The 25740-nt window shown below is 31.1% G+C and carries 28 protein-coding genes and 1 pseudogene; 17 read left to right on the top strand and 12 right to left on the bottom strand.

Annotated features, from left to right (window positions below; translation table 11 throughout):
• The first annotated feature begins 42 nt into the window (after window positions 1-42).
• Window positions 43-1632 (top strand): hypothetical protein, encoded by a 1590-nt coding sequence (locus QWY92_RS10050; protein ID WP_290270843.1) that lies wholly within the window; start codon window positions 43-45, stop codon window positions 1630-1632.
• Window positions 1616-2113, top strand: coding sequence for a chlororespiratory reduction 6 domain-containing protein (locus QWY92_RS10055; protein ID WP_290270845.1), 498 nt, complete (start codon window positions 1616-1618; stop codon window positions 2111-2113). The genes QWY92_RS10050 and QWY92_RS10055 overlap by 17 nt, the downstream gene beginning before the upstream one ends.
• A 132-nt stretch (window positions 2114-2245) precedes the next feature.
• On the opposite strand, the gene QWY92_RS10060 is transcribed toward QWY92_RS10055, so the two are convergent.
• Window positions 2246-3214, bottom strand: coding sequence for an IS110 family RNA-guided transposase (locus QWY92_RS10060; RefSeq protein WP_290270848.1), 969 nt, complete (start codon window positions 3212-3214; stop codon window positions 2246-2248).
• Between the two features lie 372 nt (window positions 3215-3586).
• Here QWY92_RS10060 and QWY92_RS10065 point away from each other — a divergent pair, with 372 nt between their 5' ends.
• The 3 genes from QWY92_RS10065 to QWY92_RS10075 all read left to right on the top strand — a co-directional run bounded on the left by QWY92_RS10065 (window position 3587) and on the right by QWY92_RS10075 (window position 5382).
• Window positions 3587-4087 carry a hypothetical protein gene (locus QWY92_RS10065; protein ID WP_290270850.1) on the top strand — a complete coding sequence of 167 codons (501 nt, stop codon included), beginning with the start codon at window positions 3587-3589 and terminating at the stop codon, window positions 4085-4087.
• Between the two features lie 179 nt (window positions 4088-4266).
• Complete coding sequence (locus QWY92_RS10070) at window positions 4267-4767, top strand: hypothetical protein (RefSeq protein ID WP_290270850.1); 501 nt, start codon at window positions 4267-4269, stop codon at window positions 4765-4767.
• Between the two features lie 183 nt (window positions 4768-4950).
• Window positions 4951-5382: an aspartyl protease family protein gene (locus QWY92_RS10075; protein ID WP_290270852.1), complete on the top strand. Its 432-nt coding sequence runs from the start codon at window positions 4951-4953 to the stop codon at window positions 5380-5382.
• On the opposite strand, the gene QWY92_RS10080 is transcribed toward QWY92_RS10075, so the two are convergent.
• Entirely contained in the window at window positions 5342-5533 is a 192-nt protein-coding gene (locus QWY92_RS10080; RefSeq protein WP_290270854.1) for a hypothetical protein, read from the bottom strand. The two genes, QWY92_RS10075 and QWY92_RS10080, sit on opposite strands and share 41 nt — an antisense overlap.
• 19 nt (window positions 5534-5552) lie before the next feature.
• Between QWY92_RS10080 and QWY92_RS10085 the strand changes: the two genes are divergently transcribed.
• Window positions 5553-5771: a hypothetical protein gene (locus QWY92_RS10085; RefSeq protein ID WP_290270856.1), complete on the top strand. Its 219-nt coding sequence runs from the start codon at window positions 5553-5555 to the stop codon at window positions 5769-5771.
• Here the strand turns inward: QWY92_RS10085 and QWY92_RS10090 are convergent.
• From QWY92_RS10090 to QWY92_RS10100, 3 genes are all read right to left on the bottom strand, one after another.
• A complete protein-coding gene (locus tag QWY92_RS10090) occupies window positions 5758-6000 on the bottom strand; it encodes a hypothetical protein (protein WP_290270858.1) in 243 nt (80 codons plus the stop codon). The genes QWY92_RS10085 and QWY92_RS10090 overlap by 14 nt on opposite strands.
• Before the next feature lie 191 nt (window positions 6001-6191).
• Window positions 6192-6410, bottom strand: coding sequence for a hypothetical protein (locus QWY92_RS10095; RefSeq protein WP_290270859.1), 219 nt, complete (start codon window positions 6408-6410; stop codon window positions 6192-6194).
• A 23-nt stretch (window positions 6411-6433) separates the two neighbouring features.
• Window positions 6434-6769, bottom strand: a complete 336-nt coding sequence (locus tag QWY92_RS10100) for a carboxypeptidase-like regulatory domain-containing protein (protein ID WP_290270860.1) — start codon at window positions 6767-6769, stop codon at window positions 6434-6436.
• 667 nt (window positions 6770-7436) lie between these two features.
• Here QWY92_RS10100 and QWY92_RS10105 point away from each other — a divergent pair.
• The 6 genes from QWY92_RS10105 to QWY92_RS10130 all read left to right on the top strand — a co-directional run bounded on the left by QWY92_RS10105 (window position 7437) and on the right by QWY92_RS10130 (window position 11772).
• Window positions 7437-8012 carry a hypothetical protein gene (locus QWY92_RS10105; RefSeq protein ID WP_290270861.1) on the top strand — a complete coding sequence of 192 codons (576 nt, stop codon included), beginning with the start codon at window positions 7437-7439 and terminating at the stop codon, window positions 8010-8012.
• A 209-nt stretch (window positions 8013-8221) separates the two neighbouring features.
• Window positions 8222-8614 (top strand): helix-turn-helix domain-containing protein, encoded by a 393-nt coding sequence (locus QWY92_RS10110; protein WP_290270862.1) that lies wholly within the window; start codon window positions 8222-8224, stop codon window positions 8612-8614.
• A gap of 14 nt (window positions 8615-8628) precedes the next feature.
• Complete coding sequence (locus QWY92_RS10115; RefSeq protein ID WP_290271577.1) at window positions 8629-9477, top strand: IS3 family transposase; 849 nt, start codon at window positions 8629-8631, stop codon at window positions 9475-9477.
• Window positions 9478-9515: 38 nt separating this feature from the next.
• Window positions 9516-9935, top strand: coding sequence for a hypothetical protein (locus QWY92_RS10120; RefSeq protein ID WP_290270864.1), 420 nt, complete (start codon window positions 9516-9518; stop codon window positions 9933-9935).
• Window positions 9936-10088: 153 nt separating this feature from the next.
• On the top strand, window positions 10089-10532 hold the full coding sequence (locus QWY92_RS10125; protein ID WP_290270866.1) for a hypothetical protein: 444 nt from the start codon (window positions 10089-10091) through the stop codon (window positions 10530-10532).
• A gap of 157 nt (window positions 10533-10689) precedes the next feature.
• Window positions 10690-11772: a toxin-antitoxin system YwqK family antitoxin gene (locus QWY92_RS10130; protein WP_290270869.1), complete on the top strand. Its 1083-nt coding sequence runs from the start codon at window positions 10690-10692 to the stop codon at window positions 11770-11772.
• A 128-nt stretch (window positions 11773-11900) separates the two neighbouring features.
• Here the strand turns inward: QWY92_RS10130 and QWY92_RS10135 are convergent, their stop codons facing one another.
• Window positions 11901-12869 (bottom strand): IS110 family RNA-guided transposase, encoded by a 969-nt coding sequence (locus tag QWY92_RS10135; RefSeq protein WP_290270848.1) that lies wholly within the window; start codon window positions 12867-12869, stop codon window positions 11901-11903.
• 361 nt (window positions 12870-13230) lie between these two features.
• On the opposite strand from QWY92_RS10135, the gene QWY92_RS10140 reads away from it, so the two are divergent.
• Entirely contained in the window at window positions 13231-14412 is a 1182-nt protein-coding gene (locus QWY92_RS10140) for an acetyltransferase domain-containing protein (RefSeq protein WP_290270871.1), read from the top strand.
• Between the two features lie 235 nt (window positions 14413-14647).
• Here QWY92_RS10140 and QWY92_RS10145 read toward each other — a convergent pair.
• Window positions 14648-15615 (bottom strand): annotated as a pseudogene (locus QWY92_RS10145) (IS110 family RNA-guided transposase).
• Window positions 15616-15920: 305 nt separating this feature from the next.
• Here QWY92_RS10145 and QWY92_RS10150 point away from each other — a divergent pair.
• The 4 genes from QWY92_RS10150 (at window position 15921) to QWY92_RS10165 (ending at window position 18219) form a co-directional block, all read left to right on the top strand.
• Entirely contained in the window at window positions 15921-16358 is a 438-nt protein-coding gene (locus QWY92_RS10150) for a helix-turn-helix domain-containing protein (protein ID WP_290270873.1), read from the top strand.
• A 347-nt stretch (window positions 16359-16705) separates the two neighbouring features.
• Entirely contained in the window at window positions 16706-17176 is a 471-nt protein-coding gene (locus QWY92_RS10155) for a DDE-type integrase/transposase/recombinase (RefSeq protein ID WP_290271579.1), read from the top strand.
• A 75-nt stretch (window positions 17177-17251) separates the two neighbouring features.
• Window positions 17252-17725, top strand: a complete 474-nt coding sequence (locus QWY92_RS10160) for a Crp/Fnr family transcriptional regulator (protein WP_290270875.1) — start codon at window positions 17252-17254, stop codon at window positions 17723-17725.
• Between the two features lie 83 nt (window positions 17726-17808).
• Window positions 17809-18219: a DoxX family protein gene (locus QWY92_RS10165; RefSeq protein ID WP_290270877.1), complete on the top strand. Its 411-nt coding sequence runs from the start codon at window positions 17809-17811 to the stop codon at window positions 18217-18219.
• Between the two features lie 501 nt (window positions 18220-18720).
• Here QWY92_RS10165 and QWY92_RS10170 read toward each other — a convergent pair.
• From QWY92_RS10170 to QWY92_RS10190, 5 genes are all read right to left on the bottom strand, one after another.
• A complete protein-coding gene (locus QWY92_RS10170) occupies window positions 18721-19311 on the bottom strand; it encodes a hypothetical protein (protein ID WP_290270879.1) in 591 nt (196 codons plus the stop codon).
• An 82-nt stretch (window positions 19312-19393) separates the two neighbouring features.
• On the bottom strand, window positions 19394-20698 hold the full coding sequence (locus tag QWY92_RS10175; protein ID WP_290270882.1) for a tyrosine-type recombinase/integrase: 1305 nt from the start codon (window positions 20696-20698) through the stop codon (window positions 19394-19396).
• A gap of 343 nt (window positions 20699-21041) precedes the next feature.
• Window positions 21042-22571 carry an aminotransferase class V-fold PLP-dependent enzyme gene (locus QWY92_RS10180; protein WP_290270883.1) on the bottom strand — a complete coding sequence of 510 codons (1530 nt, stop codon included), beginning with the start codon at window positions 22569-22571 and terminating at the stop codon, window positions 21042-21044.
• A gap of 65 nt (window positions 22572-22636) precedes the next feature.
• The gene (locus QWY92_RS10185) at window positions 22637-24604 is read right to left on the bottom strand and encodes a protein-disulfide reductase DsbD family protein (RefSeq protein WP_290270885.1); all 1968 of its coding nucleotides are present in this window, start codon (window positions 24602-24604) and stop codon (window positions 22637-22639) included.
• Window positions 24605-24609: 5 nt separating this feature from the next.
• Entirely contained in the window at window positions 24610-25536 is a 927-nt protein-coding gene (locus QWY92_RS10190) for a M16 family metallopeptidase (protein WP_290270887.1), read from the bottom strand.
• Between the last annotated feature and the right edge of the window lie 204 nt (window positions 25537-25740).

Raw genomic sequence — 25740 nt, forward strand, 5'->3', positions numbered from 1 at the left:
TACAAACACGTTGTATGCAATTTACGAACATCAAGAATATAGATGAAACACATTGATCCAAGACAACAAATCAGAATAAATGATTATATAATAATTGCTGAAAAATCTTGGCCAAAAAATTATTTTCGTGAAATTTCTGATTTTGATGTGATTAAAAAATTTTATAATGATTCATATCAAAATTTTGAAAATGAAATTGAACTATTATTAGAAAAATTCCATCCAGCTTCTTGGGTAAGAGCTGCATATATTCAGTTAGAATTATATACCTTGGAACTGCATACAGCTCATATTGAAAAAAAAGACCTAACTTCTGTACCATACTTATTTATTCCAATCGCAAGATATGGTTGGAGATATATCATTGAAAAATCATTAGAAAAATTAGAAGATTATGATTCTGAAATAGAAAATGAGAAAAGACCAGGTGATGAATCTATAAGTAAAGTTTTCACATTACTTATAGGTCTTAATTATACAAATGAAATTTCAAATTATTTACATTTCTTTAAAGATAAATTTAATGATATAAAAATTATTTTTTCTCCTTCAGTATATTCAACTTTTCCTACAATAAAAAAATCAGATAGACTTTTTTTTGATAATCTAATAAAATACATCGGACAACAAGTAGAGTATGCAAAATTTCCTGATTTTGACTTTCGTAAAAACAAAAAATTATTAAAAAAAATTAATACTTTTCTAATAAATAACTTCAATTTTGTTTTAAAAGATATAGAAACAATTTTGTTTTTTTTAAGAGATAAAGTGAGTGTTGAAATAAATGCAACAAACCTTGTAATTCCAACTGACGAGTTGGCTATATTAATTTCTGAAAGGAATAATTTAGAAATTGAACAAGTTCAAAATATTATAAATTTTATTTTTTTAGACACCTCTGTTTTTCATTATCAAAAACGAGACTTTTTAAGGAGAAGTCAAAATATTAGAATGCTTAATTATTCTGGTTGTAAATTTAAACTAACTAATAATTTAAGAACAATTTATGACAACGAATCTTCAAATTGGGAACATATAAAATCAGCCGAATCTCATTCCATAATCTCATTTGTAGTATTGGCTGAATGGTCTGATAATTTCATTTCAAGACTTGCTTTCGGACAAAGAACAGACTTAAAAAGCTTTAGTAATATTTTAAATAAAGAAATCACAAACATTGAGGACTATTTTCACCGAAATATCTTTGAAAATGCTATTAGAAATATATTAATTAACAAAAATATTCCATCTTTATCAATTAATAAGGTGAATAAAAAAAATATTCCTTGTGGTGAAATCGATGCTTTGGCTGTAGATAAAGAAAATAAAATTTTATATATAATAGAAGCTAAAAATACTGCGCCTACTAAAGATGCAAGAGCATTTGCTAAAAATATAAAAGACCATTTTAAACAAAAAAAATATGACTTAAAATTTTCTAATAAAATAAATTGGGTTAAAAACAATCTATCTTCAATATCTGAAATTTTTGGTATTGAGATTACAAATGATTTCTTAATTGAAAAATATTATATCACAGGAAACCCAAGTCCTATCAAATTTTTAGTAACTGATTATTCAGTAATGACATTTTACGAATTTTATCAAATAATTAATGAAAGATACAGATAATATTAACCCAGATGAGTACGACAAAATAATGTCGGTAATAAGTAAAGAGTATATTGAAAATAAAGATTTTGAATACGTGCAAAATTTTTATAATCAGATGTTGGAAAACCCAACTAAATATGAAAACAAAGTAATATTGATTATACAAGGTTACGATGATGATCCAAGAGAATTATTTGAAATAAAAGAGGTAAGAGAATATTTTTCAACTTTAGATAAGTTGTTTCCATATTGGTTTTACTTCATTTATAGAAAAATTGAAGAAGGATACTCATCCCTAAAATTAATTATGCTCTTGTTAGTTCCTTGCGAAGTAATTAATCTAAACAATGGAAAGAAAAGTATTGAATATGATTTAGAAGAATATGCCAAGTTTATAGAAATTCATTTTCATTACTTTAATGAATTAACCGATAAACTAAATATGACGATCCAAGAGAATGAAAGAATTTGTTCTGAAATACATAAAAATTACAATTAACAAAAAACTGCATACAACAAAGAACTGAGGTAAAAAACAACATTTTTCTTCATTAAATTTAGGTACTATTATATTGGGCTTACAAAATCAAGCCATTGGTTTTGTAAGCTTTTTTTATACTATTTTTTTTAATTATCTAGGCAATACAGAAACGTGATTTTCATCGTAAGGCCTACCCGATTTAGCAATGGCAAAACACTGTTTTAGCAGCTTATTACCAACAGCTATTAAGGCTACTTTCTTGCTTTTTCCTTTGTTTACTATGCGCTGATAAAGTTCCCGACAAGCTTTATTGTGTTTACAGGCGTTAAACGAACATAAAAACAAGAGATTCCGTAGCTTTTTATTACCTACTTTACTTATGCGTGAGCGACCTCGAATACTGCTTCCAGACTCTCGTATAGTAGGTGTTATACCTACGTAACTACACAATTGAGATGATGTCTCGAATTTTGTAAATCCATCGGTTATTACAACTAAAAATAATGCCGTCTTTATACCTATTCCTGGCACAGAAGTCAATAAGGTTAATTGTTCTTGTCCGTCTTGCTTTACTAACGATAAAAGCTTTAATTCTATAGCTTCTATCTCTTTATCAAGGTGCTTTTTATTGCGTTTTAAAGAACGATAAACATTCTTGGAGGGGATTCCTAAAACCTCCTCGCCGTGCAACTTGTTCTTTGTTGCTGTACGATGTTTAATGTAAACATCCATTAATCGAAACAACTGTAAACATTCAATTTGCACATCTGTAAGTGCATTATAAAGCGGAACTTCGTTAATTAAAGCATACTCACAAATAGCTTTCGAATCGCTCTTATCTGTTTTTACTTTAGCTAGCTTCATTTGAATAAATCGTTTTACGGATAACGGATTTACGACTGAAACGATAACGCCATTTTTGTACAAATACTGAGCAAGACGGTAATGATAATAACCAGTAGCTTCCATAACGACTAAGCTATTAATAGGTAATTCTTTTAGAAACATTTTAAAGCCAGACTCATCATTTTTATACTGATTATGGCCAGATTTATTACCATGCACATCAAATACATCTTTACTGATGTCAATTCCAAAAGTTTCTTTATATTTATTCATAAGAAAATGAGTTATGAAAGAACGAACTACTAGGTTCACAACAACTTGAAAACGAGATCTAAAAAGTCTCACAGAACTGATCGTGATTTAGTAGGAAAAGAGAGCGGATTATCAATGTTGTCGAAGTCTTAAGCTTCACCGTATATAGTAACCTTAATGCGCTCTTTTGTTCTTTCTGATTTATAGCTAATTTAATAGAAATCAAACTTAAGCCGTGTATAAAAAATTGCTAAATTAGTGCTTTACCAAAGGCAGTTGCATTTTTGCACACTTTGATTTTCCGGTGGAAAATCCTCGCGCACAAAACCGCAACTTTCCATAACACAACAACGTTGTGCTTCATTAAAACCAAACTAGAACGAAATAAAAAATATGGGAATATTTGACTTTTTTAAGAAAAAACAAAACGGAAAAACAAATGAAAATCCGATTGATGAAACTCAATTAGAATTTATTGAAAAATCAACTAATAATGCTGAACGACTGATTTCAAGTTTCAATGAACGACTAGATGACGGATTGGATTATAGCGAATCAAGTTTGGCTCTTTTAGACGAGGAAATTTTGAGTTTATTTTCGGAAAACAAGGATGATATGGATTCTGGAATGTTGGAGGACATAATTGCTCAAGCAGGTTCGTATATATTTGAAGTTGCTAGAAGAAATTACGGAGGGAAATATTATTGGTATGACCAATTAAATCAGCCGATTTTAGTCACGGGACAACCTAATTTTGAAATTTCAATTTTAGCCTTTGAGAAAGTAAAACAGCGAATTGAAAACGGAAATGAAGACAATATTCCTTTCTTTTTTGCAGGATATTCGGAACGAGTAAAAAAAGGAAAAAAGGGAGATAAACCAATGATTACGTAAAGAAAAAACGAAAGCACAACACCGTATAAAAATAATTGCGGTTTAGTGCTTAATCAAAGGTCGTTGCGTGTTTGTAACGTCTGATTTTCCTTCGGAAAATCCTCGCATACAAACCCGCAACTATTCTTATACATCAACGTTGTGCTTCATTAAAACCAAACTAGAACGAAATAAAAAATATGGGAATATTTGACTTTTTTAAGAAAAAACAAAACGGAAAAACAAATGAAAATCCGATTGATGAAACTCAATTAGAATTTATTGAAAAATCAACTAATAATGCTGAACGACTGATTTCAAGTTTCAATGAACGACTAGATGACGGATTGGATTATAGCGAATCAAGTTTGGCTCTTTTAGACGAGGAAATTTTGAGTTTATTTTCGGAAAACAAGGATGATATGGATTCTGGAATGTTGGAGGACATAATTGCTCAAGCAGGTTCGTATATATTTGAAGTTGCTAGAAGAAATTACGGAGGGAAATATTATTGGTATGACCAATTAAATCAGCCGATTTTAGTCACGGGACAACCTAATTTTGAAATTTCAATTTTAGCCTTTGAGAAAGTAAAACAGCGAATTGAAAACGGAAATGAAGACAATATTCCTTTCTTTTTTGCAGGATATTCGGAACGAGTAAAAAAAGGAAAAAAGGGAGATAAACCAATGATTACGTAAAGAAAAAACGAAAGCACAACACCGTATAAAAATAATTGCGGTTTAGTGCTTAATCAAAGGTCGTTGCGTGTTTGTAACGTCTGATTTTCCTTCGGAAAATCCTCGCATACAAACCCGCAACTATTCTTATACATCAACGTTGTACCCAATTAGAAACCGCCCAATGAAAGGTGAGGAAAGAGAATGAAAGATAAAGGGATATATGATTTAGGAATAACGCATAAAGGAAAATTAACACCTAACGGAATGCCTTATTTTAAAGTTAATATTGTTGGTGGTAATTTACCGAAATATAATGTTTACCATAATGGAATTGATGCTGTTTTAGACACGGGAGCTACTAAAACTCATATAACACCACAATTAGCAAAAGAATTAAATTTAAAAGCAACAAATGTTGATTATGGATTATATCCATTAAAAGAAGGGGTTTCAGAAACAAATGTTTTCAAAATAGATTTTATTATAAATGGAATAGAAGCGTGTTTTAGTGAAGAGTTTAAAGAAATGCCTTATGGGTTTCAATTCCCTTTAGTTTTCGGAACTGAATTTATGATTAAATGTAAAAAACTATCTATTGATTTTCAGAAAGAGGAATACGTTTTAGAATTGTAGAATTATATTCCAAAACACCAATAGGAAGATTCCATTCTAGTTTTTGTGTTTCAGTAAGGTCTTTTCCTGTTGAATTTAACGAGTCATAATATAAATCATCTGACTTATCACTCATGCTCAAACTCTTATGCGCTTCTGACTTATCACTCATAATCTAAAAACTAAATAAAATGAATTACGTTATTAACGATAGAACAAACAAGAAACGATATGAAAATGTTAACTTGGATTACAGAACAGAAATTGGTAACGATATTATGCATAAAAACATGACTTTTCGTGTTGAAGCTATAGCTATAGCGATTCCTGAACATGGAGTTATAGAACTTATATGTATAAACCGAACAAACAAGCCTAAACAAGCCGATTTAGAAGTTACTTATCGATAAACTTAATATTTTTTAAGTATATTAAATATCTGTTAGCTTCTTCAATTAGCATTTCCGTTGCTTCTGTTAAATCATCAGTAATACCTTCGTAATGCTCTTGATTTATAAAAGGAAAACTGAAATTTGCTATTTGTTCAACTTTAGAATAGTACGAAGTTACTTTATAGTCTAAATTTCTGTCTTGAGGTGTTTTGTCTCTAAAAGGAACGACAGTTGTTTTATCCGCCATAATAACTGGGTACAACACTGTATATAATTAATAATGGCTCTAGTGTTTTATTTTAAAGTTAGTATTTATCAATGGTCGAAAACTGTATTTCATTAGTTTATATATTAGCCATTACTAATAATATACGATTTCCGTTGGCAATAATAGATCAACGAACTAAACATTGAATAATTATGAATTATAAAAAAAAATTAAAACTCCTTTCCTATAAAAATTAAATTTGAAGATTCTAATGTATCACCATTATCTAAATTAGGGATTTGAAGTACATCATAGTCTGGAATTATAAGTGTATTTATTAATTGAGGCTGTTGATCTTTATTTATCAATATTTCATTCTCATCTGCAATACAACTACAAAAAATCAAAATAGATATTAATAAAATAGATGGAATAGATTTTGTTTTCATAATAATAAATTTTGCTTTCATAATCAAGTTATATCGTCACATTCTAACTTTACATAAAGTAATTTTGTACAGGGTGTATTTGATGGACAGATATTAGTCACATCAATAGTTATTTCTTGTGTCTTAAACCCAATCATACTAAAAACTAAAACATCTCCATCATCAATAGGGGAAATACTGAAATTACCTTCAAAATCTGTGTAAGTACCTACAGCCTTATTTTTAATTTTTACAGTTACCCCTGGAAGAACAGTACCATCACATTTACTAGTAACTCTTCCAATTATTATGTTCAACAATGCATTCTGCTCTGAATAAGATCTTTTTGTTTCTATTAAATTACTTGAATTTTTATTCAAATCATTAGAAATGCTAAAACTTGAACAAAACAAAACAAAACAAAATTTTTCCTGTCATAATATATTATTTTATCAAATATAACACTTTATTTGTCAAATAAATACAAAAATTACACTTTTTTTAGATAGAGTCTTTGCGTGGTATCTTGGACTATTGAGGTCTGTTTTAAAATTACACTTTTGTTGATGATTCTCTGTGATATCATATTTCTTTACTTAATTCTCATTTCAATAGTATTAAAAATACAAGCCAAACATCCTATCGTATTTATCGAATTTGCTAACCCTTTAAAACTTAATCTTTTTGTTAAAGCAGACCTAGAACAAATAACTAAAAAAATCTCTTTGTAGAGAAATAACTATCATAAGACAAATATATAGAATTGGTTTAAAAAAATCAATGAAAACTATAAAACAAACGAGTAAAATAGTTATATTCAAAATGTAAAAAATTTATTTAATAGAAAACTTGGTATTTAATATAATGAAAAATATAAAATAACTTTAAGCTTAAAATAAAGCTACTATTGCCAACACCGTGTATAATTAATTGCTTGGTTTTAGCCAATTTACGAAAATCCTCGCGGATTTTCTATTCGATTTTTATTTGTTAAATTAAGTGCTTAAACCACGCAACAAACCATATACAAAAACGTTACCTACAATATTGAAAAAACTGCTTCAAATAATAATTCTGACTTTAATCACAGCTTGTGGTTCAACTAAAAATACGACTGACCTAATTGCGGACGAAAAATTTGAATTATGCTCTGAAATCAAATATAATCGACTCGTAACGGAAATTGGACCGATTGAGGGAAAGCTGATTTACAAACAAAATATTCATAGTTTATTAGAAAATTCACTAATTCAAGAAAAATATCTGACTGAAATAAGCAAAAACGGATATACGGAATTATTAAAAAAGGCAAGTCGCAAAGAAATAGAGCCTGAGTTTTTTGAGAAACTTAAATCGGATTTAGGATTTGACCCATATTTGTTATTTCCGATTAATTCCCATTTATCCTGCTATGGTTATTTATTTGAACAACTAAAAATTTTAGACAAGTCAAGTTGGCAATTTGAATTTGGATTAGCTTATAACAAATTTGAGGCTTACGGAGATTTAAAAACTGACAGCGAATATTTAATTGATGCGCTGAATAAAATTCCAGAAGATAAATTTCAAAAAATAATGTATCGGAAATTATTCTTGGATTTAATATACACGAATTTGAATTAAAAATACTGTAGGTAACACCGTGTATAATTAATTGCTTGGTTCTTGCCTACTTGCGAATATTCCTTCGGAATATTCACGGGTTCGTAAAAGTTTGCTAATTTAGTTGCTTAACCACGCAACTAACCATACACAAAACCGTTGTGTGCAATTTGACAAAATGTAAAATCCTGAAATAGGTTGACTAAAAATTAAACACTTTTAGTTACACTATGGACACAAGTAAAAAACAACCCTGCCGAAAAAAGAACTACAAAAAAGTAGGTTTCGAACTCAAACTTTTCATCATTGATCAAATTCATAATGGACGAATATCTGTCAATTATGCAGCTAAGAAATATGATATTTCTAGACCAACTATTCAGTACTGGATTAAAAAATATAGTACTTTAGAGCAAAAGAAATTAGGCATGAGTAAGCAAGACGAAATTAAAAGATTGAAAGAAAAAATTGAGGAATTAGAATTCGTAAAAGACTTCCAACAAGATATAATTGCAGACATGGAACTTATTACTGGAGTCGATATGTCAAAAAAGTCATTGCCCAAAACATTAGCAGACGAGATTCAAAAAAAGAAGACAGACCGTTTAAAAGAAAATGGTTAATTCAGTGTTTTGGGATTAGTAAACAAGCTTTCTATAAACGCTTGAAATCTCATCAAATAAAACAAAATAACGAGCTTGTTTTGACCCAAATGGTAAAGCAATGTCGTAACCAGATAGGACAGCGAATAGGCGCTAAAAAACTGTATCATGAATTAAAAAACGACATAGAAAAACAAGGAATTAAAATGGGAAGAGATAAATTCTATGCATTCCTTAAAGCCAATAGATTACTGGTTCCTAGGACAAAAAGGTTTCATATAACAACCAACTCTAATCATCATTTTTATAAATATAAAAACCTGGTAACTAATAAAATTCCAACCAGAGCTGAACAGCTTTGGGTAACAGATATTACCTATATCAAAACACAAAAAGGTCATAGTTATTTAGCTTTGATAACAGACGCCTATTCTAAGCAAATAATGGGCTATAAATTAGATGCACATATGAGAACATCACTTTGTATAGATGCGTTAACTATGGCTCTTAAAAATCGTAAATACCCTAATCAAAAACTGATTCATCATTCAGATAGAGGGATACAATATTGCAATCCAACCTATACTCTATTCGCAGAATCCAATGGATTAACAATGAGTATGACTGAGAAATATGACCCATATGAAAATCCAATTGCCGAGAGAATTAATAGAACTTTAAAATATGAATACGGTTTAAAACTTACAATTAAAAACACTAAATTAGCTCAGAAAATTACAAAAAGAGCTATTAATATTTATAACAATATTCGACCACATTTAAGTCTTGATTTATACACACCGAAACACGTACATACAAATCAAAATGTAGACTACAAATCGTATCGAAAAAATAAAAACAAACTGGAATTATTAACCTTATAAAAACAAAAAAAAGGTCAACCTATTTCAGGACAATACAAATGAGTACGGAAAACAAAAATGAATTGGAAAAACAAGAAAAGACAATCCGAAAAAGTCTTGCATTGGTATTTATTCCAATTTTTATTGTAATTATCTCCATCTCACTTATTCAAAACAATTCGGAAAGCTATCTTGAAAAAGAATACAAAGAAATCCGAAATAACTCATACTCTGGAAAAATAACAAGTCTATTATCAGACAAAGATAACGGACGAACAAGACCAATTCTCATTGATAATAAATGGGAAAAAGAAATTCCTTTTTTCATACACGAAAAACTGAATATTGGAGATTCCTTATATAAGAAAACTGATTCTGATTTTGAATATTATGTTCGAAAATCAAAAACGGACACTATAAAAAGAGATGTGAATAAGTTTTATCGGGAAAAATATTTTGACAAACTGAATGAAAAATAAAAAACTACCTACAACACAGTATATAAAAAATTGCTATTTTGTGCTTAATCAATGTTAGTTGCTTTGTTTGCTAGCTTCTGATTTTCCTTCGGAAAATCCTCGCACACAAACACGCAACTTTCCATATACATAAACGTTAGCATACATTTGAAAATGACACTTTCCGAAGTATCTTTTTATATAATTATTATCATTTACCAACTCTTTAGTATGGTAATAATAACATTTACGGAAGACCTAAAAGATGACAAATATTTTAAAAGATATTTAAAAATCACTTTCTTAATCGGATTTCTTGGAATTATAATGGAGTTAATGAATTGGACTTATTTCTGTACATTTAATTGCACACTTCTGACTTTCTCACCTTTTCTGACTTTGTTAATCTCAAAAGGGATTATTGAATTTTATAAAAAAGTTTTTAAAAAAGAAGCTTTTCAAATGCAATGGGGAAGATTGTCAGACGGAATTTGGATAAAGAACAACGGAGATATAAAAAACAGAGGATATTATGGTTGGTATAGCGTAAACATTGGGAGTTTTCCAATTTTCATAATTACAGCTATATTTTTGCTAATAGAAAAAAACGTATGCTAACATTGTATAAAAATAATGCGTAAGTTTATTCCTAAATCAAAAGTTAGTGCTTGTTTGCTTGCATCTGATTTTCCTTCGGAAAATCCTCGCACTCAAACTACGCACTATTCTTATACGTAACCGTTGTGTGTAATTTAAAACAAGTAACCTACCAAAATTGAAAAATAAGCTCTTCATACTTTTTTTAATACTTTTTTGCTCTTGTAAGGACAACCCAAATGATTCTAGATACAAGAATTCAGACTATGTTTTTTATGAGGAAAATGGTAAAAAAGGTTATTGGCAAAAAATAAGTAAAGACTCAGACTTTAAATACAAAAAAGGAATACTAAAATATTACTACGACAATGGAAACAGATTCGGAGAAATAGAAATATTGGACAGCTTACCAAACAGAATAGAAAAATTATTTGATAAAGAAACAGATACCTTAATAAAAACTGTTTGGAAAAAAAATAACGAGGAATACGAGCGGATTTATGAAAATGGATATTACAAGCATTTTTACTCTAACAAAGGAGAAATAGTAATCGAAGAAGGTTTAGTTGAAGATAATTTAGAGCAAGGTCTTTGGAAAAGATATTGGAATACAGATGGTAACATTAAACAAACCATTAATTTAAAAGATGGAAAAAACCATGGAGAAAGAGTAAATTATAGGAGAAACGGAAATAGAAAAGACTTATCAAATTGGGATATGGACAAACAAATAGGACAAGCAATTTTTTATTACGAAAATGGAAAAATAGAAGAAGAAAATCATACAAAAGATGGCGAATTTCATGGTTCAATGATAAAGTACTTTAAAAACACAAATGTCGAATCTGAAAGACAATATTGGAAAGGAGAACTCATTGATACTTGTAAAACTTATTACGAAAGTGGACAATTAAAACTTTTACAGTTTTTCGATTTAGATACCATCTCAATGAAAAAAAGCGGGAGTCAAATTAATTACTATCCAAGTGGCAAAATAGAAGCTGAAATCACTTATAATGATAACATTGCGAATCTTAAGAGATATTATGAAAGCGGAGAATTGGAAGAATTATCTACAAAGATTAATGGTAAACATGATGGTAAGGTAATTGCTTACCATGAAAATGGAAATAAAAAAATTGTAGGAATAGCAAGTAAGGGTTACTATAATGGGGAATTTCAATTTTTTAATAAATCAGGAAAATTGGAAAAAACTGTGAACTATGATTTAGGAGAACCTTTAGATTCTATAATGCATTAAAAACTACACACAACAAAGAACTGAGGTAAAAAACAACATTTTTCTTCATTAAATTTAGGTACTATTATATTGGGCTTACAAAATCAAGCCATTGGTTTTGTAAGCTTTTTTTATACTATTTTTTTTAATTATCTAGGCAATACAGAAACGTGATTTTCATCGTAAGGCCTACCCGATTTAGCAATGGCAAAACACTGTTTTAGCAGCTTATTACCAACAGCTATTAAGGCTACTTTCTTGCTTTTTCCTTTGTTTACTATGCGCTGATAAAGTTCCCGACAAGCTTTATTGTGTTTACAGGCGTTAAACGAACATAAAAACAAGAGATTCCGTAGCTTTTTATTACCTACTTTACTTATGCGTGAGCGACCTCGAATACTGCTTCCAGACTCTCGTATAGTAGGTGTTATACCTACGTAACTACACAATTGAGATGATGTCTCGAATTTTGTAAATCCATCGGTTATTACAACTAAAAATAATGCCGTCTTTATACCTATTCCTGGCACAGAAGTCAATAAGGTTAATTGTTCTTGTCCGTCTTGCTTTACTAACGATAAAAGCTTTAATTCTATAGCTTCTATCTCTTTATCAAGGTGCTTTTTATTGCGTTTTAAAGAACGATAAACATTCTTGGAGGGGATTCCTAAAACCTCCTCGCCGTGCAACTTGTTCTTTGTTGCTGTACGATGTTTAATGTAAACATCCATTAATCGAAACAACTGTAAACATTCAATTTGCACATCTGTAAGTGCATTATAAAGCGGAACTTCGTTAATTAAAGCATACTCACAAATAGCTTTCGAATCGCTCTTATCTGTTTTTACTTTAGCTAGCTTCATTTGAATAAATCGTTTTACGGATAACGGATTTACGACTGAAACGATAACGCCATTTTTGTACAAATACTGAGCAAGACGGTAATGATAATAACCAGTAGCTTCCATAACGACTAAGCTATTAATAGGTAATTCTTTTAGAAACATTTTAAAGCCAGACTCATCATTTTTATACTGATTATGGCCAGATTTATTACCATGCACATCAAATACATCTTTACTGATGTCAATTCCAAAAGTTTCTTTATATTTATTCATAAGAAAATGAGTTATGAAAGAACGAACTACTAGGTTCACAACAACTTGAAAACGAGATCTAAAAAGTCTCACAGAACTGATCGTGATTTAGTAGGAAAAGAGAGCGGATTATCAATGTTGTCGAAGTCTTAAGCTTCACCGTATATAGTAACCTTAATGCGCTCTTTTGTTCTTTCTGATTTATAGCTAATTTAATAGAAATCAAACTTAAGATGTATAAAAATAATTGCGGTTTAGTACTAAATCAAAGGTCGTTGCGCGTTTGCTACGTCTGATTTTCCTTCGGAAAATCCTCGCACGCAAACCCGCAACTATTATTATACTAGACCGTTGGCGGTAATTAAACATCACAATCAGAAGAATGAACACATTTACAAACAAAAGAATTCAGTCCATAGACCTGCTAAGAGGTTTGGTGATTTTGCTAATGGCACTTGACCATGTAAGAGATTATTTTCATTACGATTCTTTCATGTATGACCCATCGGATTTAACCCAAACGACTGTTCCGGTATTTTTTACCAGATTTATTACTCATCTTTGCGCACCTGTTTTTTGTTTTTTAGCAGGAACTTCTGCTTTTTTTGTTGGTCAAAAGAAAGATTTAAATTCACTATCGGTTTGGCTTTTAAAAAGGGGATTATGGTTGATTATTGTTGAGTTTACAATTGTAAATTTTGGATGGTATTTTAAATTCAATACTACGTTTATTGATTTAGCAGTTATTTGGTGTTTAGGCGCTTCAATGATTTTCCTTGCGGGTTTAATCCGCCTACCCAAATCCATGGCGATATTAATAGCTCTGTTTTTTGTGTTTGGTCATAATTTATTTGATTCCTTTAAACCAATACCAAACGATATATTCAGTAAGCTTTGGTATGTTTTTCATGTTGAAGGTGAATTTAAACTGGGGTCATTAACTGTGTATTCTGTATACCCTTTAATGCCTTGGATTGGATTGATGACATTAGGTTATTTCATTGGTCAACTTTACCTGCCAACTTTCAACAGTAAAAAGAGAATAAAAATATTGTATGGCGCAGGTATTTTATTAATTGTTTTATTTGTTGTTTTTAGAATTAGTAACCTATATGGCGATTTGCACCCATGGACAGAACAGAACTCATTGACATATTCTATATTGTCAATATTAAAAGTTACTAAATACCCTCCATCATTTGCCTTTATTTGCATTACAATTGGCCCTGCTTTAATTTTATTGGCGGCATTTGAAAATTTTAAAAATAGCTTATCGAAAATATTTATAACTATCGGACAAGTACCTATGTTTTTTTATGTTGTACATATCTACATTATTCACGTTGTAGCCATTTTTGCAGCTTTAGCAACTGGGTATCAATTCTCCGATATGATACTAGACATCTGGATACCTTTTAGTCCTGATTTAAAGGGTTATGGATTCAGTCTCCCTATTGTATACCTAGTCTGGTTAGGTATCCTTGTGGCCTTATATCCTATAACCAAAAGATATAACCGTTATAAAAAAGACAATAAAAACAAGTGGTGGCTAAGTTATCTATAATTAACTACCGCCAACACCGTATAAAATTAATTGCTAGTTCTAGCCTACTTACGAAAGTCGTCGCGGACTTTCTATCTGTGATTTATTTGCTAACTTTAGTGCATAAAACACGCAACTAATCAAGAACTGTGTTAAAAACCTATAAAAAAGCAGTTAATTTTTAAACAATATTCTTCTATTACGTTTTTATCCTAGAATAAAAACATATTGAAATAAATAATTTTATAACTAGGGTTTACCTTACTAAAACGCTTTCGTAGTTTTCGTCATACCACAAATGAGATTTAGCAATTGCAAAGGCCTGTTTTAGTAGCTTATTACAAACAGCAATCAAAGCTAATTTTTTGCTCTTCCCTTTGGCTACAATCCTGCTATAGAGCTCTCGACAAGCCTTATTATGTTTACTTGCTGAAAAACTACAAATAAATAATACTTTTCTCAACCGCCTATTTCCCATTTTACTTATTCTAGGTCGTGATCTTATACTACTTCCTGATTCTCTTATAATAGGTGTTAAACCTGCAAAAGAACAGAGTTCGGATGCTGTATTAAAACGTTCAAACCCATCGTCAAAACTATTAAAAGAGCACTGGCTTTGACTCCTAAACCTGGGATACTTTTTATGCGACTATGCAAGTCCTGATACTCTTGTTTTACTAATTTTAAAACGGTTATCTCCAGAGTTTCTATTTCTTTTTTATAAAATTTTAAGCTTCTATTTATCGACCGTATCACTCTAGGAACAGGACTGCCTTGGGCCTCTTCAGAATGCAATTTGTTTTTAAGAACTATTATCTCTTTGGTATATAAATTACTTAAACTTAATAGATGAGAACATTCTATTTGACTTTTAGTCTGACCTGTCCATAAGCTAGGTCTATTCATAATTGCATATTCATAAATCATTTTAGAATCACTCTTGTCTGTCTTTATTTTTGATAGTTTCATTTGAATGAACCGTTTTACAGACAAAGGATTTTCAACACTAACTTTAATATTATGCTCTATTAGGTAGTACGCTAATCGCAAGTGATATACCCCTGTAGATTCCATAACGCAATGGGGATTGCTTCCCATGAGTTTGATGAATCTCTTAAAGCCTGTAAGCTCATTACTAAACTGGTGAAACAATCCATCGCTTCCCATTACATCAAAAACATCTTTACTAATGTCAATTCCAAAATAATTCGTATTTTCATTCATATTTAATATGTTATGAAGGAACATATCTACCGTGTTTTCTACAACTTAAAAACGAGATCCTTAGTCTCTTAGAACTGTACGAAATAATAGTAGAAAAGAGAGGGGATTCTCAAGAAAATCGAGATCTTGTCTCACTATACAAAATAACCTTTATCCTCTCTTTTTGTTCTTTCTGTTTATATACTTAAATTTAATATCTTTAATCAATAATCAAACTTAAGTTATACAAGACCGTTATGTGCAAAATTGAGCAACGTAAAATCCTGAAATAGGTTGACTAAAAATTAAACACTTTTAGTTACACTATGGACACAAGTAAAAAACAACCCTGCCGAAAAAAGAACTACAAAAAAGTAGGTTTCGAACTCAAACTTTTCATCATTGATCAAATTCATAATGGACGAATATCTGTCAATTATGCAGCTAAGAAATATGATATTTCTAGACCAACTATTCAGTACTGGATTAAAAAATATAGTACTTTAGAGCAAAAGAAATTAGGCATGAGTAAGCAAGACGAAATTAAAAGATTGAAAGAAAAAATTGAGGAATTAGAATTCGTAAAAGACTTCCAACAAGATATAATTGCAGACATGGAAATTATTACTGGAGTCGATATGTCAAAAAAGTCATTGCCCAAAACATTAGCAAAAGAGATAGAGCTAAAGAAAAAACAGCGTATAAAAGAAAATGGCTCTATGGATGTTTTGGGATATCTAAACAAGCCTTCTATAAAAGACTAAAAGCTCAACAAAAACAACAAATAGAGCATCAAGAACTAATTAAAATGGTCAAGGGCTACCGTAAAAAAGTAGGCTCGAAAACCGGTGGAATTAAGCTACACACAGAACTAAAACAAGACTTTGTAAACGCTAATATTAAGATCGGCAGAGACAAGTTCTATCGCTTCCTCAGACTAAATAATTTTTTGATTCCCAAAACTAAAAATTACATCAAAACGACAAACTCAAACCATATGTACAAAAAATATAAGAACCTAGTAAAAGACCACGTTCCTACTCGACCAGAACAACTATGGGTAAGCGATATCACTTACATTAAAACACAATAAGGTCATAATTATTTAGCCATTGTTACAGATGCTTATTCTAAACAGATTATGGGCTACAAACTAGATAACCATATGAGAACATCACTTTGCACCGATGCACTCGCTATGGCCATTAAAAACAGAAAATATCCCAATCAAAAGCTTATTCATCATTCAGACAGAGGTTTTCAATACTGCAATCCTAAGTACACAACTTTTGCTGAAGACAACAGTATCGTAATGAGTATGACTGAGCAATACGACCCTTATGAAAATGCTGGAGCAGAAAGAATTAATAGAACGTTGAAATACGAATATGGATTAAAACAAACGATTAAAAACACAGAACTAGCTCAAAAAATGACGGAGCAAGCAGTCTATATTTATAACAATTTAAGAACGCATTTTAGCCTGGAATTAAGAAAACCTGCAGAAGTACATTTAAATCCTAATATCAAATACAAGTCGTATCGAAAAAATAAAGTAAATTTACATGAACTAACGATTTAAGAACGGAGAATTTTAATTAAAAAAGAGTCAACCTATTTCAGTATAATACACCCATCCTAAAATAAGGCTACATAATTGAAAAAAATAAACGTAAAAAAAGGAGATATCTTACAGCGAAAAGGAGACATAAGCACTAAGATATATATTGTTGAAAGCGGTTTGTTGCGTAGTTATACAATTGATGATAAAGGAAAAGAACACATTTATATGTTTGGGCCTGAAAACTGGTTAGTTACTGATAATTGTGCCCCCAATACACCTTGTCAATTATTTATAGATGCTCTTGAAAATTCAATTATAAATGTCACTTCGAAAGAAGAATTATTAAAAGAAAGTCCAGATCTCGATTCCTTGTTGAGACGATTAAATATAATGCAAAATAGAATTATAATGTTAATGAGTTCTAATGCAAAAGAAAGATATGAGCATTTTATTAAAACCTACCCAAATATTACTCAAAGGGTTCCACTAAAATTGGTGGCTTCTTATTTAGGAATTACACCTGAATCTTTGAGTCGTGTTAGACATGAACTCACTCAAAAAAAATAATCTAATGTTATTTCTTGATCTACATCAAGGCATACGTTTTCCAAAGCGATGATTTTTGTAGAATAAAATAAAAAGAAATAAAAATGACAAATCAAAAAAGTAAAAAAGCAATTAATATAGTATTATGGGTTGCCCAAGGATTATTAGCTATCATGTTTATAATGGCTGGTATAATGAAAGCTACTCAACCATTAGAGGCATTAGTAGAATCACTTCCATGGGTCAAATCTACACCATTAGGATTGATAAGATTTATTGGTATTAGCGAATTATTAGGAGGTTTAGGTTTATTAATTCCCTCTATTTTTCGTTTTAAACCTTTTTTAACTGTTTGGGCTGCTTTAGGTCTTGCATTAGTTATGCTTTTAGCTAGTGGTTATCACGCTTCAAGAGGTGAGTTTTCTGCGATAGGAGTTAATTTAGTGCTACTGGCTCTTTTCCTATTCATTGCGTGGGGAAGAAGTAAAAAAACACCTATACTCCCTAAAAGTTAGTGGTAAATTAATAGCTGAATTAAAACGGCAAACAACAAAGTACTGTGGTAAAACACATATAAAAACACTTTAACTCTTCTCTACAATATTTAGCGGAAAATGGATCGTGTATTTTTACGCAACTAACAATTTAACTTTAGTTAGAACCTCTGAAAAAAGGCCTACCAGTTTCAGTATAATACACAGAAACAACTAAAAGAAGATATAAAAAATCATTTAGATGTTCTTCTTCAGCTCACTGATTATAAATTCATTTTTTATTCTAATAATCATAAAAAAATTGAATTTAGCGTAAAACGAACGTTCGTTTTACGCTAAATTCAATTATGTGGATATTAAAAGAGTTTTTAATTTTTATAAAAATTGACTACAATTATCATGTATAGCATATGAAATAACATATAACCTCACCTATTTACAAAAAACTAAGAATACACAACAATACCTATCCTGTCTTTTCATTTGGTACGTTATATTATAGAAAAATATAGTATTTCCCTGTTAGATCTCTTTTCCAATCTGAAATACCGTTTCTAACAAAAAGGCTTCTGCATCTTCTTCTGTTATTAAAGGAGATTTCTTTTTTAGGAGTTTAGGGGTTTCAACGTTCTTTAATAAGTCATTCGAGCGTTCTGAATCAGTAATAATATTTAATTCACTTTTTACTTCCGTTAAATTGTTTTCTATAAACTTTAAAACATTTACCTCTTGGTTTTTGAGTAATTTATTCGGTATGATAATGTGAGATTTTAAATCCTCTACATGTTTTAAAAATACTTTGGTCTGGGATATAAATGTATTCTTAGTATCTTCTCTTAAATTAGGAATATCTAATTCAACATGATTTTCCATCCAATCGGAAACATACAAGACAAAATTGACATGTTCTAAATACTTTTCCAAGACAAATTGAAATTGTTGCTTTGGCAAGCGTTCATTTTGATCGATCAGCTTAAAGATGGTATCATTTAAAATCATCGGCTTGCTCAATATTTCAAAATGACATTGCTGATCTTTTAACTCGCTATCAAATCCTTTCCTATCAATTAAAATAACCCTATTCAACATCTTTGTATTCTCTAACTCAGGCATCAATCGAGATGGTATATAAAACACGAAAGGCTTGTAAAGCGTCTTCCATAGATCAGCAAATAGTTTATCAAGCTCCATAGTCCTATTTAATGTGTTCGGAATAATCTTCTGGTAACTCCGCATCAATATCTCTAAGGTATTTTTGAAGCGCCGACATCGAGGAATGACCTGTTATTAACATAAGCTTACTTTTTGCCTCGAATGGAGAGGAGCCTTTTACCAAAGCTCTATATAGCTTTGTTATATACGTATGCCTAAAACTATATAAACCATAATCTTTACCTAATCCAAAAGGATTTTTTACTACCTTTTTAAAACGTTTTGAAAAGTAATCTCGTTTATTATCCACAGCAGTTTCCCACTCTCCTCCTATTTGTTCTGGCGTGAATAAACTAAGAGATTTATTCATTTGAGAAAGATCGGGTAAATCCTTAATTAACAAATCAGGAATAATTTTTGTTTTTAAAGGGCTGTTTTTAGCTTTAAACTTAATCACTTTATTTTTTAGGTCAATATCTCCCACTTTTAACCTACAGACTTCTATTGGTCTTAAAAAATTATAGGAGATAAACTTAATATATAATAACAATAAGGCATCTTGATTCTCTAGGTATTGATAGATTTCTTCTTGCTTTTCCTTAGTGTAGGTTTTATTTCGTTGTGGTATCGTTTTTAACACAGGAATTCTTTTCATGAAATTGCTTAGTACGATATCATTATCTTCCAAAACCTGTATTAAACTGCTTAAATCTACTCTAAAATTGTTTCGGTTACGTGCGCTTGTATTATCCAATACATGGTTTAAAAACTGTGTTACAAGCCTTCTATCTAACTGATCTATTCTAGTTATTTCGGGATGGACATCTTCAACCCATTTTAAAAAATTATTTATCCTATTCTCATAGGCGCGTTTGGTTGTTTTACTCAATAATTTTTCTTTCAGTTTTAATCCGAACTCAAAAGCTTCTTTGATCGACATTGCAGGCGCAGTTGAATCTTTTTCTTCTGATTTAACAGCTTCTGGCTTTTGTTCAACTTTAGAACGCTTCTCTTTAACCTTTCTTTTAGCTAACAAATCCCTGTTATCTTCAAAAGGATTAAACCCTTCTTTTAGTAGTTTGAGTAAATTTCGTTTGTATACGGTTAAAATAAAAAGACGGTCTTCTTTGGTATTATATTTATTCGTTTTACCGTAAACATTTTGCATACGTTGCAATTTTCCTGTTTTAGGATTACGATAAGAAAAGTAGACATACCAACGCTTGCTCAAATCTCCTTTGGCGCTATAAATTTTTGGTACGGAAAAAAGAGTCTTCAATGGTGAGTTATGTTCTAAATCGTGTTCACTTTCGTGTTCAAATGTAAGAATTCTATTCAAATTAGGCATAAAAAAAACGGTTTAGTGTGAACTAAACCGTCTGTTTTAAAGCAATTCTACTTAGTAGCGGGAACTGGACTCGAACCAGTGACCTTCGGGTTATGAGCTCTGCGTTCACCAAATACTAAACACATTTACTGGGCTCACAAGCCTTCAAATTATAAAATCGTATGCAAAAACGTATGCAGCTTTTTGTTTTCAGATTATTGAAATATTTGATGCAATTTAAGAATAAATTTGAAAAAACAAAACTTCTTATTTTTTTGATATCAATTAGAATTAAATTCTTGATAATATAAATTCCATGATATGATTTTTTATTATTGTTGATTCAAATATAAATGCTTAATCATTACTTTTTAAACCAATCCTTTATGATTTCGCTTTCTGTATTCAAATTAGAATGATGGATATATTCGTTTTTTGAAGCATCATAGTTATAATCTTCAGACCAAATCTTGAAATTTTTGGCTACCGTTTCAATTCCATCACAAATAAATTCCACTTCAGTATTGGTCATCGTTGGGTGTATAGACATACGTATCCAACCCGGACGCTCCACCAAACAACCTTCCAGAATTTTCTTTTCAATAGATTTTGAAGTCGGTTCATCTACATGTAACAAATAATGTCCGTATGTACCGGCACAAGAGCAGCCTCCGCGTGTTTGCACACCAAACCGATCGTTTAATAATTTAACCACCAAATTATAATGCGCATGATTGATGTAAAATGAAAAAACGCCTAAACGCTCCGTATGTTTGGGTGACAAAAGGTTTAAATTTTTAATCTTTGAGAGTTTTTCAAAGATAATAGCATTCAGTTCATGTTCTCTATCCAAAATATTTTGAATGCCCATTTTTTCTTTCAACTGTATGGAGAGTGCTATTCGGATGGCTTGTAAAAAACCAGGAGTACCGCCATCTTCCCGAGATTCAATATCATCAATAAAATCATGGTCACCCCAAGGATTGGTATAACTTACCGTGCCGCCTCCTGGATGGTCTGGCACTAAGTTTTTATATAATTTTTTATTAAAAATTAATACACCTGTGGAGCCGGGACCTCCTAAAAATTTATGTGGTGAAAAAGTAATAGCATCTAAATATGACTCCTCATTTTCAGGATGCATATCAATTTTTACATAGGGCGCCGAACAAGCAAAATCTACAAAGCACAGACCATTGTTATCGTGCATTATTTTAGCAATCGCATGATACGGTGTTCTAATACCTGTAACGTTGGAACACCCAGTAATTGCCGCTATTTTTATGGGTGTTTCACTATACTGCTCTAATAATTTTTCTAAACTTTCTAAACACGGCAAACCTTCTTCATTTGACGGAATGACTTTTACCCGAGCAATAGTTTCTAACCATGATGTTTGGTTGGAATGATGTTCCATATGTGCCACAAAAATAATGGGTCTTTTTTCTTCTGGGATTTGGGTGTGTTCTTTTAGGTTTTCATTTAATTTAAGACCTAAAATACGCTGGAATTTATTGATGGCTCCCGTCATGCCTGTGCCCTCAGTTAATAGCACATCATCACTTGAAGCATTCACATGTTTTTTAATAATGCTTCTTGCTTCATGATAAGCGTGCGTCATCACACTACCGGTTATCGATGTTTCTGTATGTGTATTTGCTACAAAGGGACCTATATCATTTAAAAGTTGGTCTTCGATAGGCCGGTATAATCTTCCGCTGGCTGTCCAATCCGCATAGATGATTTTCTTTTTTCCATAAGGCGACACAAACGTCTTATCCAAGCCCACTACATTTTCTCTAAATGTCGCAAAATAAGTTTCAAGGTTTGATGGGAATTCAGATGTTTTTTTGGGACGCAATATGTCTTTTATAAAATTTCTAATAACACTCATGGTTTTCTATTTAAGAAAAAATAGTTCTGACTTTAACATCAAAAATATTTCTCATCAAAAAAATATTATTTTTCAAAGTTTTCAATACCTGTTTGAAGCCATGTGTGATAGTCTTCTACATCGGGGGTATAACCTACAGGTTCTAATAAATTTTCTTCATTATGATCCATTAATACATAAAACGGTTGCGAATTGGCTTTGTACTTAATGGTTTGCAATTCACTCCATTTCTGACCAATATACTTTAGTTTCTTACCTGGTTTCAATTTTGACTCTACCACTTCATGAGTTTCTAAGGGGCGTTTATCATCCACATACAAGGATATCAAAACCACATCGTTTTTAAGGATGTTTAATACTTCTTGTTTTGGCCAAACGTTTTGCTCCATTTTTCGGCAATTCACACAAGCCCAACCTGTAAAGTCAATCATAACAGGCTTACCTACTTCTTTTGCGTATAAGAGACCTTTATCATAATCATTAAATGCTAAAATATCGTGTGGAGCCAAGAGATGTGAGCCATCTGGCAGTCCTTCATGCAAATCTAAAACTGAGGCTGTTCCCATTTTTGAATACCCAACACCGTATGGCGATTCGCTATATTCCAATGGCGGAGGGAAAGCACTTATTAAATTTAATGGTGCTCCCCAAAGGCCGGGAATCATGTAAACGGTGAATGATAATACCACTAAACCTAAGCTCAATCTTCCCACAGAAATATGGGTTAAGGGTGAATCGTGTGGTAATTGTATTTTCCCAAATAAATAAAATACTAATGTTCCAAAGATGGCAATCCAAATAGCTATAAAGACTTCACGTTCCAGCATGTGTAATTGTAATACTAAATCGGCTTGCGACAGAAATTTAAAAGCCAAAGCTAATTCTAAAAATCCAAGGACTACTTTTACCGTGTTTAACCAACCTCCCGATTTTGGCAAAGAATTTAACCAACCCGGAAATGCTGCAAATAAAGCAAAAGGTAAAGCGATGGCTAATGAAAAACCTAACATGCCAATTATAGGAGCCAATCCTCCTTTGGATGCGGCTTCAACTAGTAAAGTACCAACAATAGGGCCTGTACACGAAAAAGACACTATTGCAAGGGCTAAAGCCATAAAAAAGATACCTATCAATCCGCCTCTATTGGCTTGTGAATCTACTTTATTTGCCCAAGAATTTGGTAGCATAATCTCAAAAGCACCCAAAAAGGATACTGCAAAAATAACTAACAGTAAAAAGAAAATAATATTAAACCATACATTGGTTGCCAGTGCGTTTAAAGCATCGGCACCAAAGATGCCTGTTACAGCAGTTCCTAAAAGCACATAGATTACAATAATACAAATACCATAGATAATTGCATTTTTTATTCCAGCAGCTTTATTTTTACTTTGCTTAGTAAAGAAACTCACGGTCATAGGAATCATAGGAAATACACAGGGTGTTAGTAATGCCGCAAACCCCGATAAAAAAGCAATAAAAAAGATAGACCAAAGCCCTTTTTTGGAGTCTTCATTGGTTGTTATATCTACATTACCTGAAACAGCTTCATTTACATTGCTTTTAGTTGAATTTACTACTGAACCATCAGAAAGTGTGTATACCAAATCTACTTCGGTTGGTGGTAAACAACGTGCATCATCACATACCATAAATTCAACAAAGCCCTTGATAACCGTTACACCTTCTTCTACTATAACTTTTTGTTTGAAGGTTGCTGTTGCTTCAAAAAACTTAATTTTCATTTCAAAAACAGGGTCGTCTACAATATGCCCCTCACCTTCTGTGGTATTTCCTGATATTTTAAAATGGCCATCGCTATCATCATAGGTAAATGTGGTTGGTATTGGGCCGTCTTCAGGGACCTTTTGTGAATACAAATGCCATCCTTTTTCAATAGATGCTTTTGAAACCAAAACATATTCGGTGTCTGATAATTTTTCAACACTAGTTTTCCATTTTACGGGGTCTAGTACTTGAGCTTGACTAACTAAAGAGGCAGTAAACACTAAAAATAAAAGTATGTTCTTCATGGTCTTTATTTTAAAGATTTCTTACTATTCTGGTTTAAATCGGCAACGGTTTCCGTTTCCAAAGATTTTTTATGGCGTATACCAAAATTAATAGAAGCAGACGAGATTTCCGGATCCATGCCTAAACTATATAACATAGTGTCGTTTTCTGGAATATTAACTACAAAACGTTCTTTAGAGGTTTTAACCGCTGGGATTTTTGAGAATTTTTCTATTATTTTTTGTTCAATCTCGGCAACATTTATATCTCCAATTATAACAAAGGCTTGTAAATCTGTTCTATACCAATCATGATAAAAATCACGAAGGGATTTATAGTCAAAACTTTCAACCACACTCATTAAACCAATTGGCATTCTGCTAGCATATTTTGAATGGTTAAATGTAATAGGCAATGATGTTTCAAATAAACGCATGCTCCCATTTTGACGTGTACGCCATTCTTCTTTTATAACACCACGTTCTGAATCTATTTCTTCATCTGTTAATAATAAATAATTAGACCAGTCTTTAAGAACGGTTAAGCAAGTATCAATCAAACCATCTTTTGTTGGGATGTTATTTAAATTATATACGGTTTCGTCAAACGATGTATAAGCATTTATATCTTTTCCAAAAACAGCTCTATGCTTTTGTAGCGTATTTAATATGCCTTTACCAGGGAAGCTTTCGGTACCATTAAAAGCCATATGTTCTAAAAAATGTGCCAAGCCTTGCTGATTATCGTTTTCTAGAATAGAGCCTACATTTTGAATTATATAATAACTAACAGCATCTTTTACTACATCGGTATTTTTAATATAATAGGTAATCCCATTGGTTAAATTGCCTTTCTTTATAGAAGTATCTACTGGTAAATAATCGGAATAAGTGACTCTTTGGGCTATACTTTTACAGGCGAAAAGGATAAATAGAATAAAAACACGTTTCATAGTTGCTGCTGTTTTTTTCAGAATTTTAAAAAATGATTTTAGGAAATTTATAAATTTGGGGTTAAGTAACTGTACATAAAAATTGTTTTTATGTACAGCCCTTAAAAACCTTTTTGTTCATTAAAGAGTGACTAATTTAAAACTTGAACAGTAAAGACTTTAATTGATAATCGCTGTTATTTATTAAAACAAAATAATTAAGTT

The organism is Algibacter miyuki, from assembly GCF_030409805.1.
Taxonomy (GTDB): Bacteria; Bacteroidota; Bacteroidia; order Flavobacteriales; family Flavobacteriaceae; genus Algibacter; species Algibacter miyuki.

Excerpts from the sequence above, each read along its gene's own strand:
- QWY92_RS10050 (WP_290270843.1), top strand. The coding sequence starts at position 43 with ATGAAACACATTGATCCAAGACAACAAATCAGAATAAATGATTATATA.
- QWY92_RS10055 (WP_290270845.1), top strand. The coding sequence starts at position 1,616 with ATGAAAGATACAGATAATATTAACCCAGATGAGTACGACAAAATAATG.
- QWY92_RS10060 (WP_290270848.1), bottom strand. The coding sequence starts at position 3,214 with ATGAATAAATATAAAGAAACTTTTGGAATTGACATCAGTAAAGATGTA.
- QWY92_RS10065 (WP_290270850.1), top strand. The coding sequence starts at position 3,587 with ATGGGAATATTTGACTTTTTTAAGAAAAAACAAAACGGAAAAACAAAT.
- QWY92_RS10070 (WP_290270850.1), top strand. The coding sequence starts at position 4,267 with ATGGGAATATTTGACTTTTTTAAGAAAAAACAAAACGGAAAAACAAAT.
- QWY92_RS10075 (WP_290270852.1), top strand. The coding sequence starts at position 4,951 with ATGAAAGATAAAGGGATATATGATTTAGGAATAACGCATAAAGGAAAA.
- QWY92_RS10080 (WP_290270854.1), bottom strand. The coding sequence starts at position 5,533 with ATGAGTGATAAGTCAGAAGCGCATAAGAGTTTGAGCATGAGTGATAAG.
- QWY92_RS10085 (WP_290270856.1), top strand. The coding sequence starts at position 5,553 with ATGAATTACGTTATTAACGATAGAACAAACAAGAAACGATATGAAAAT.
- QWY92_RS10090 (WP_290270858.1), bottom strand. The coding sequence starts at position 6,000 with ATGGCGGATAAAACAACTGTCGTTCCTTTTAGAGACAAAACACCTCAA.
- QWY92_RS10095 (WP_290270859.1), bottom strand. The coding sequence starts at position 6,410 with ATGAAAACAAAATCTATTCCATCTATTTTATTAATATCTATTTTGATT.
- QWY92_RS10110 (WP_290270862.1), top strand. The coding sequence starts at position 8,222 with ATGGACACAAGTAAAAAACAACCCTGCCGAAAAAAGAACTACAAAAAA.
- QWY92_RS10120 (WP_290270864.1), top strand. The coding sequence starts at position 9,516 with ATGAGTACGGAAAACAAAAATGAATTGGAAAAACAAGAAAAGACAATC.
- QWY92_RS10125 (WP_290270866.1), top strand. The coding sequence starts at position 10,089 with ATGACACTTTCCGAAGTATCTTTTTATATAATTATTATCATTTACCAA.
- QWY92_RS10135 (WP_290270848.1), bottom strand. The coding sequence starts at position 12,869 with ATGAATAAATATAAAGAAACTTTTGGAATTGACATCAGTAAAGATGTA.
- QWY92_RS10140 (WP_290270871.1), top strand. The coding sequence starts at position 13,231 with ATGAACACATTTACAAACAAAAGAATTCAGTCCATAGACCTGCTAAGA.
- QWY92_RS10150 (WP_290270873.1), top strand. The coding sequence starts at position 15,921 with ATGGACACAAGTAAAAAACAACCCTGCCGAAAAAAGAACTACAAAAAA.
- QWY92_RS10165 (WP_290270877.1), top strand. The coding sequence starts at position 17,809 with ATGACAAATCAAAAAAGTAAAAAAGCAATTAATATAGTATTATGGGTT.
- QWY92_RS10170 (WP_290270879.1), bottom strand. The coding sequence starts at position 19,311 with ATGCCTGAGTTAGAGAATACAAAGATGTTGAATAGGGTTATTTTAATT.
- QWY92_RS10175 (WP_290270882.1), bottom strand. The coding sequence starts at position 20,698 with ATGCCTAATTTGAATAGAATTCTTACATTTGAACACGAAAGTGAACAC.
- QWY92_RS10180 (WP_290270883.1), bottom strand. The coding sequence starts at position 22,571 with ATGAGTGTTATTAGAAATTTTATAAAAGACATATTGCGTCCCAAAAAA.
- QWY92_RS10185 (WP_290270885.1), bottom strand. The coding sequence starts at position 24,604 with ATGAAGAACATACTTTTATTTTTAGTGTTTACTGCCTCTTTAGTTAGT.
- QWY92_RS10190 (WP_290270887.1), bottom strand. The coding sequence starts at position 25,536 with ATGAAACGTGTTTTTATTCTATTTATCCTTTTCGCCTGTAAAAGTATA.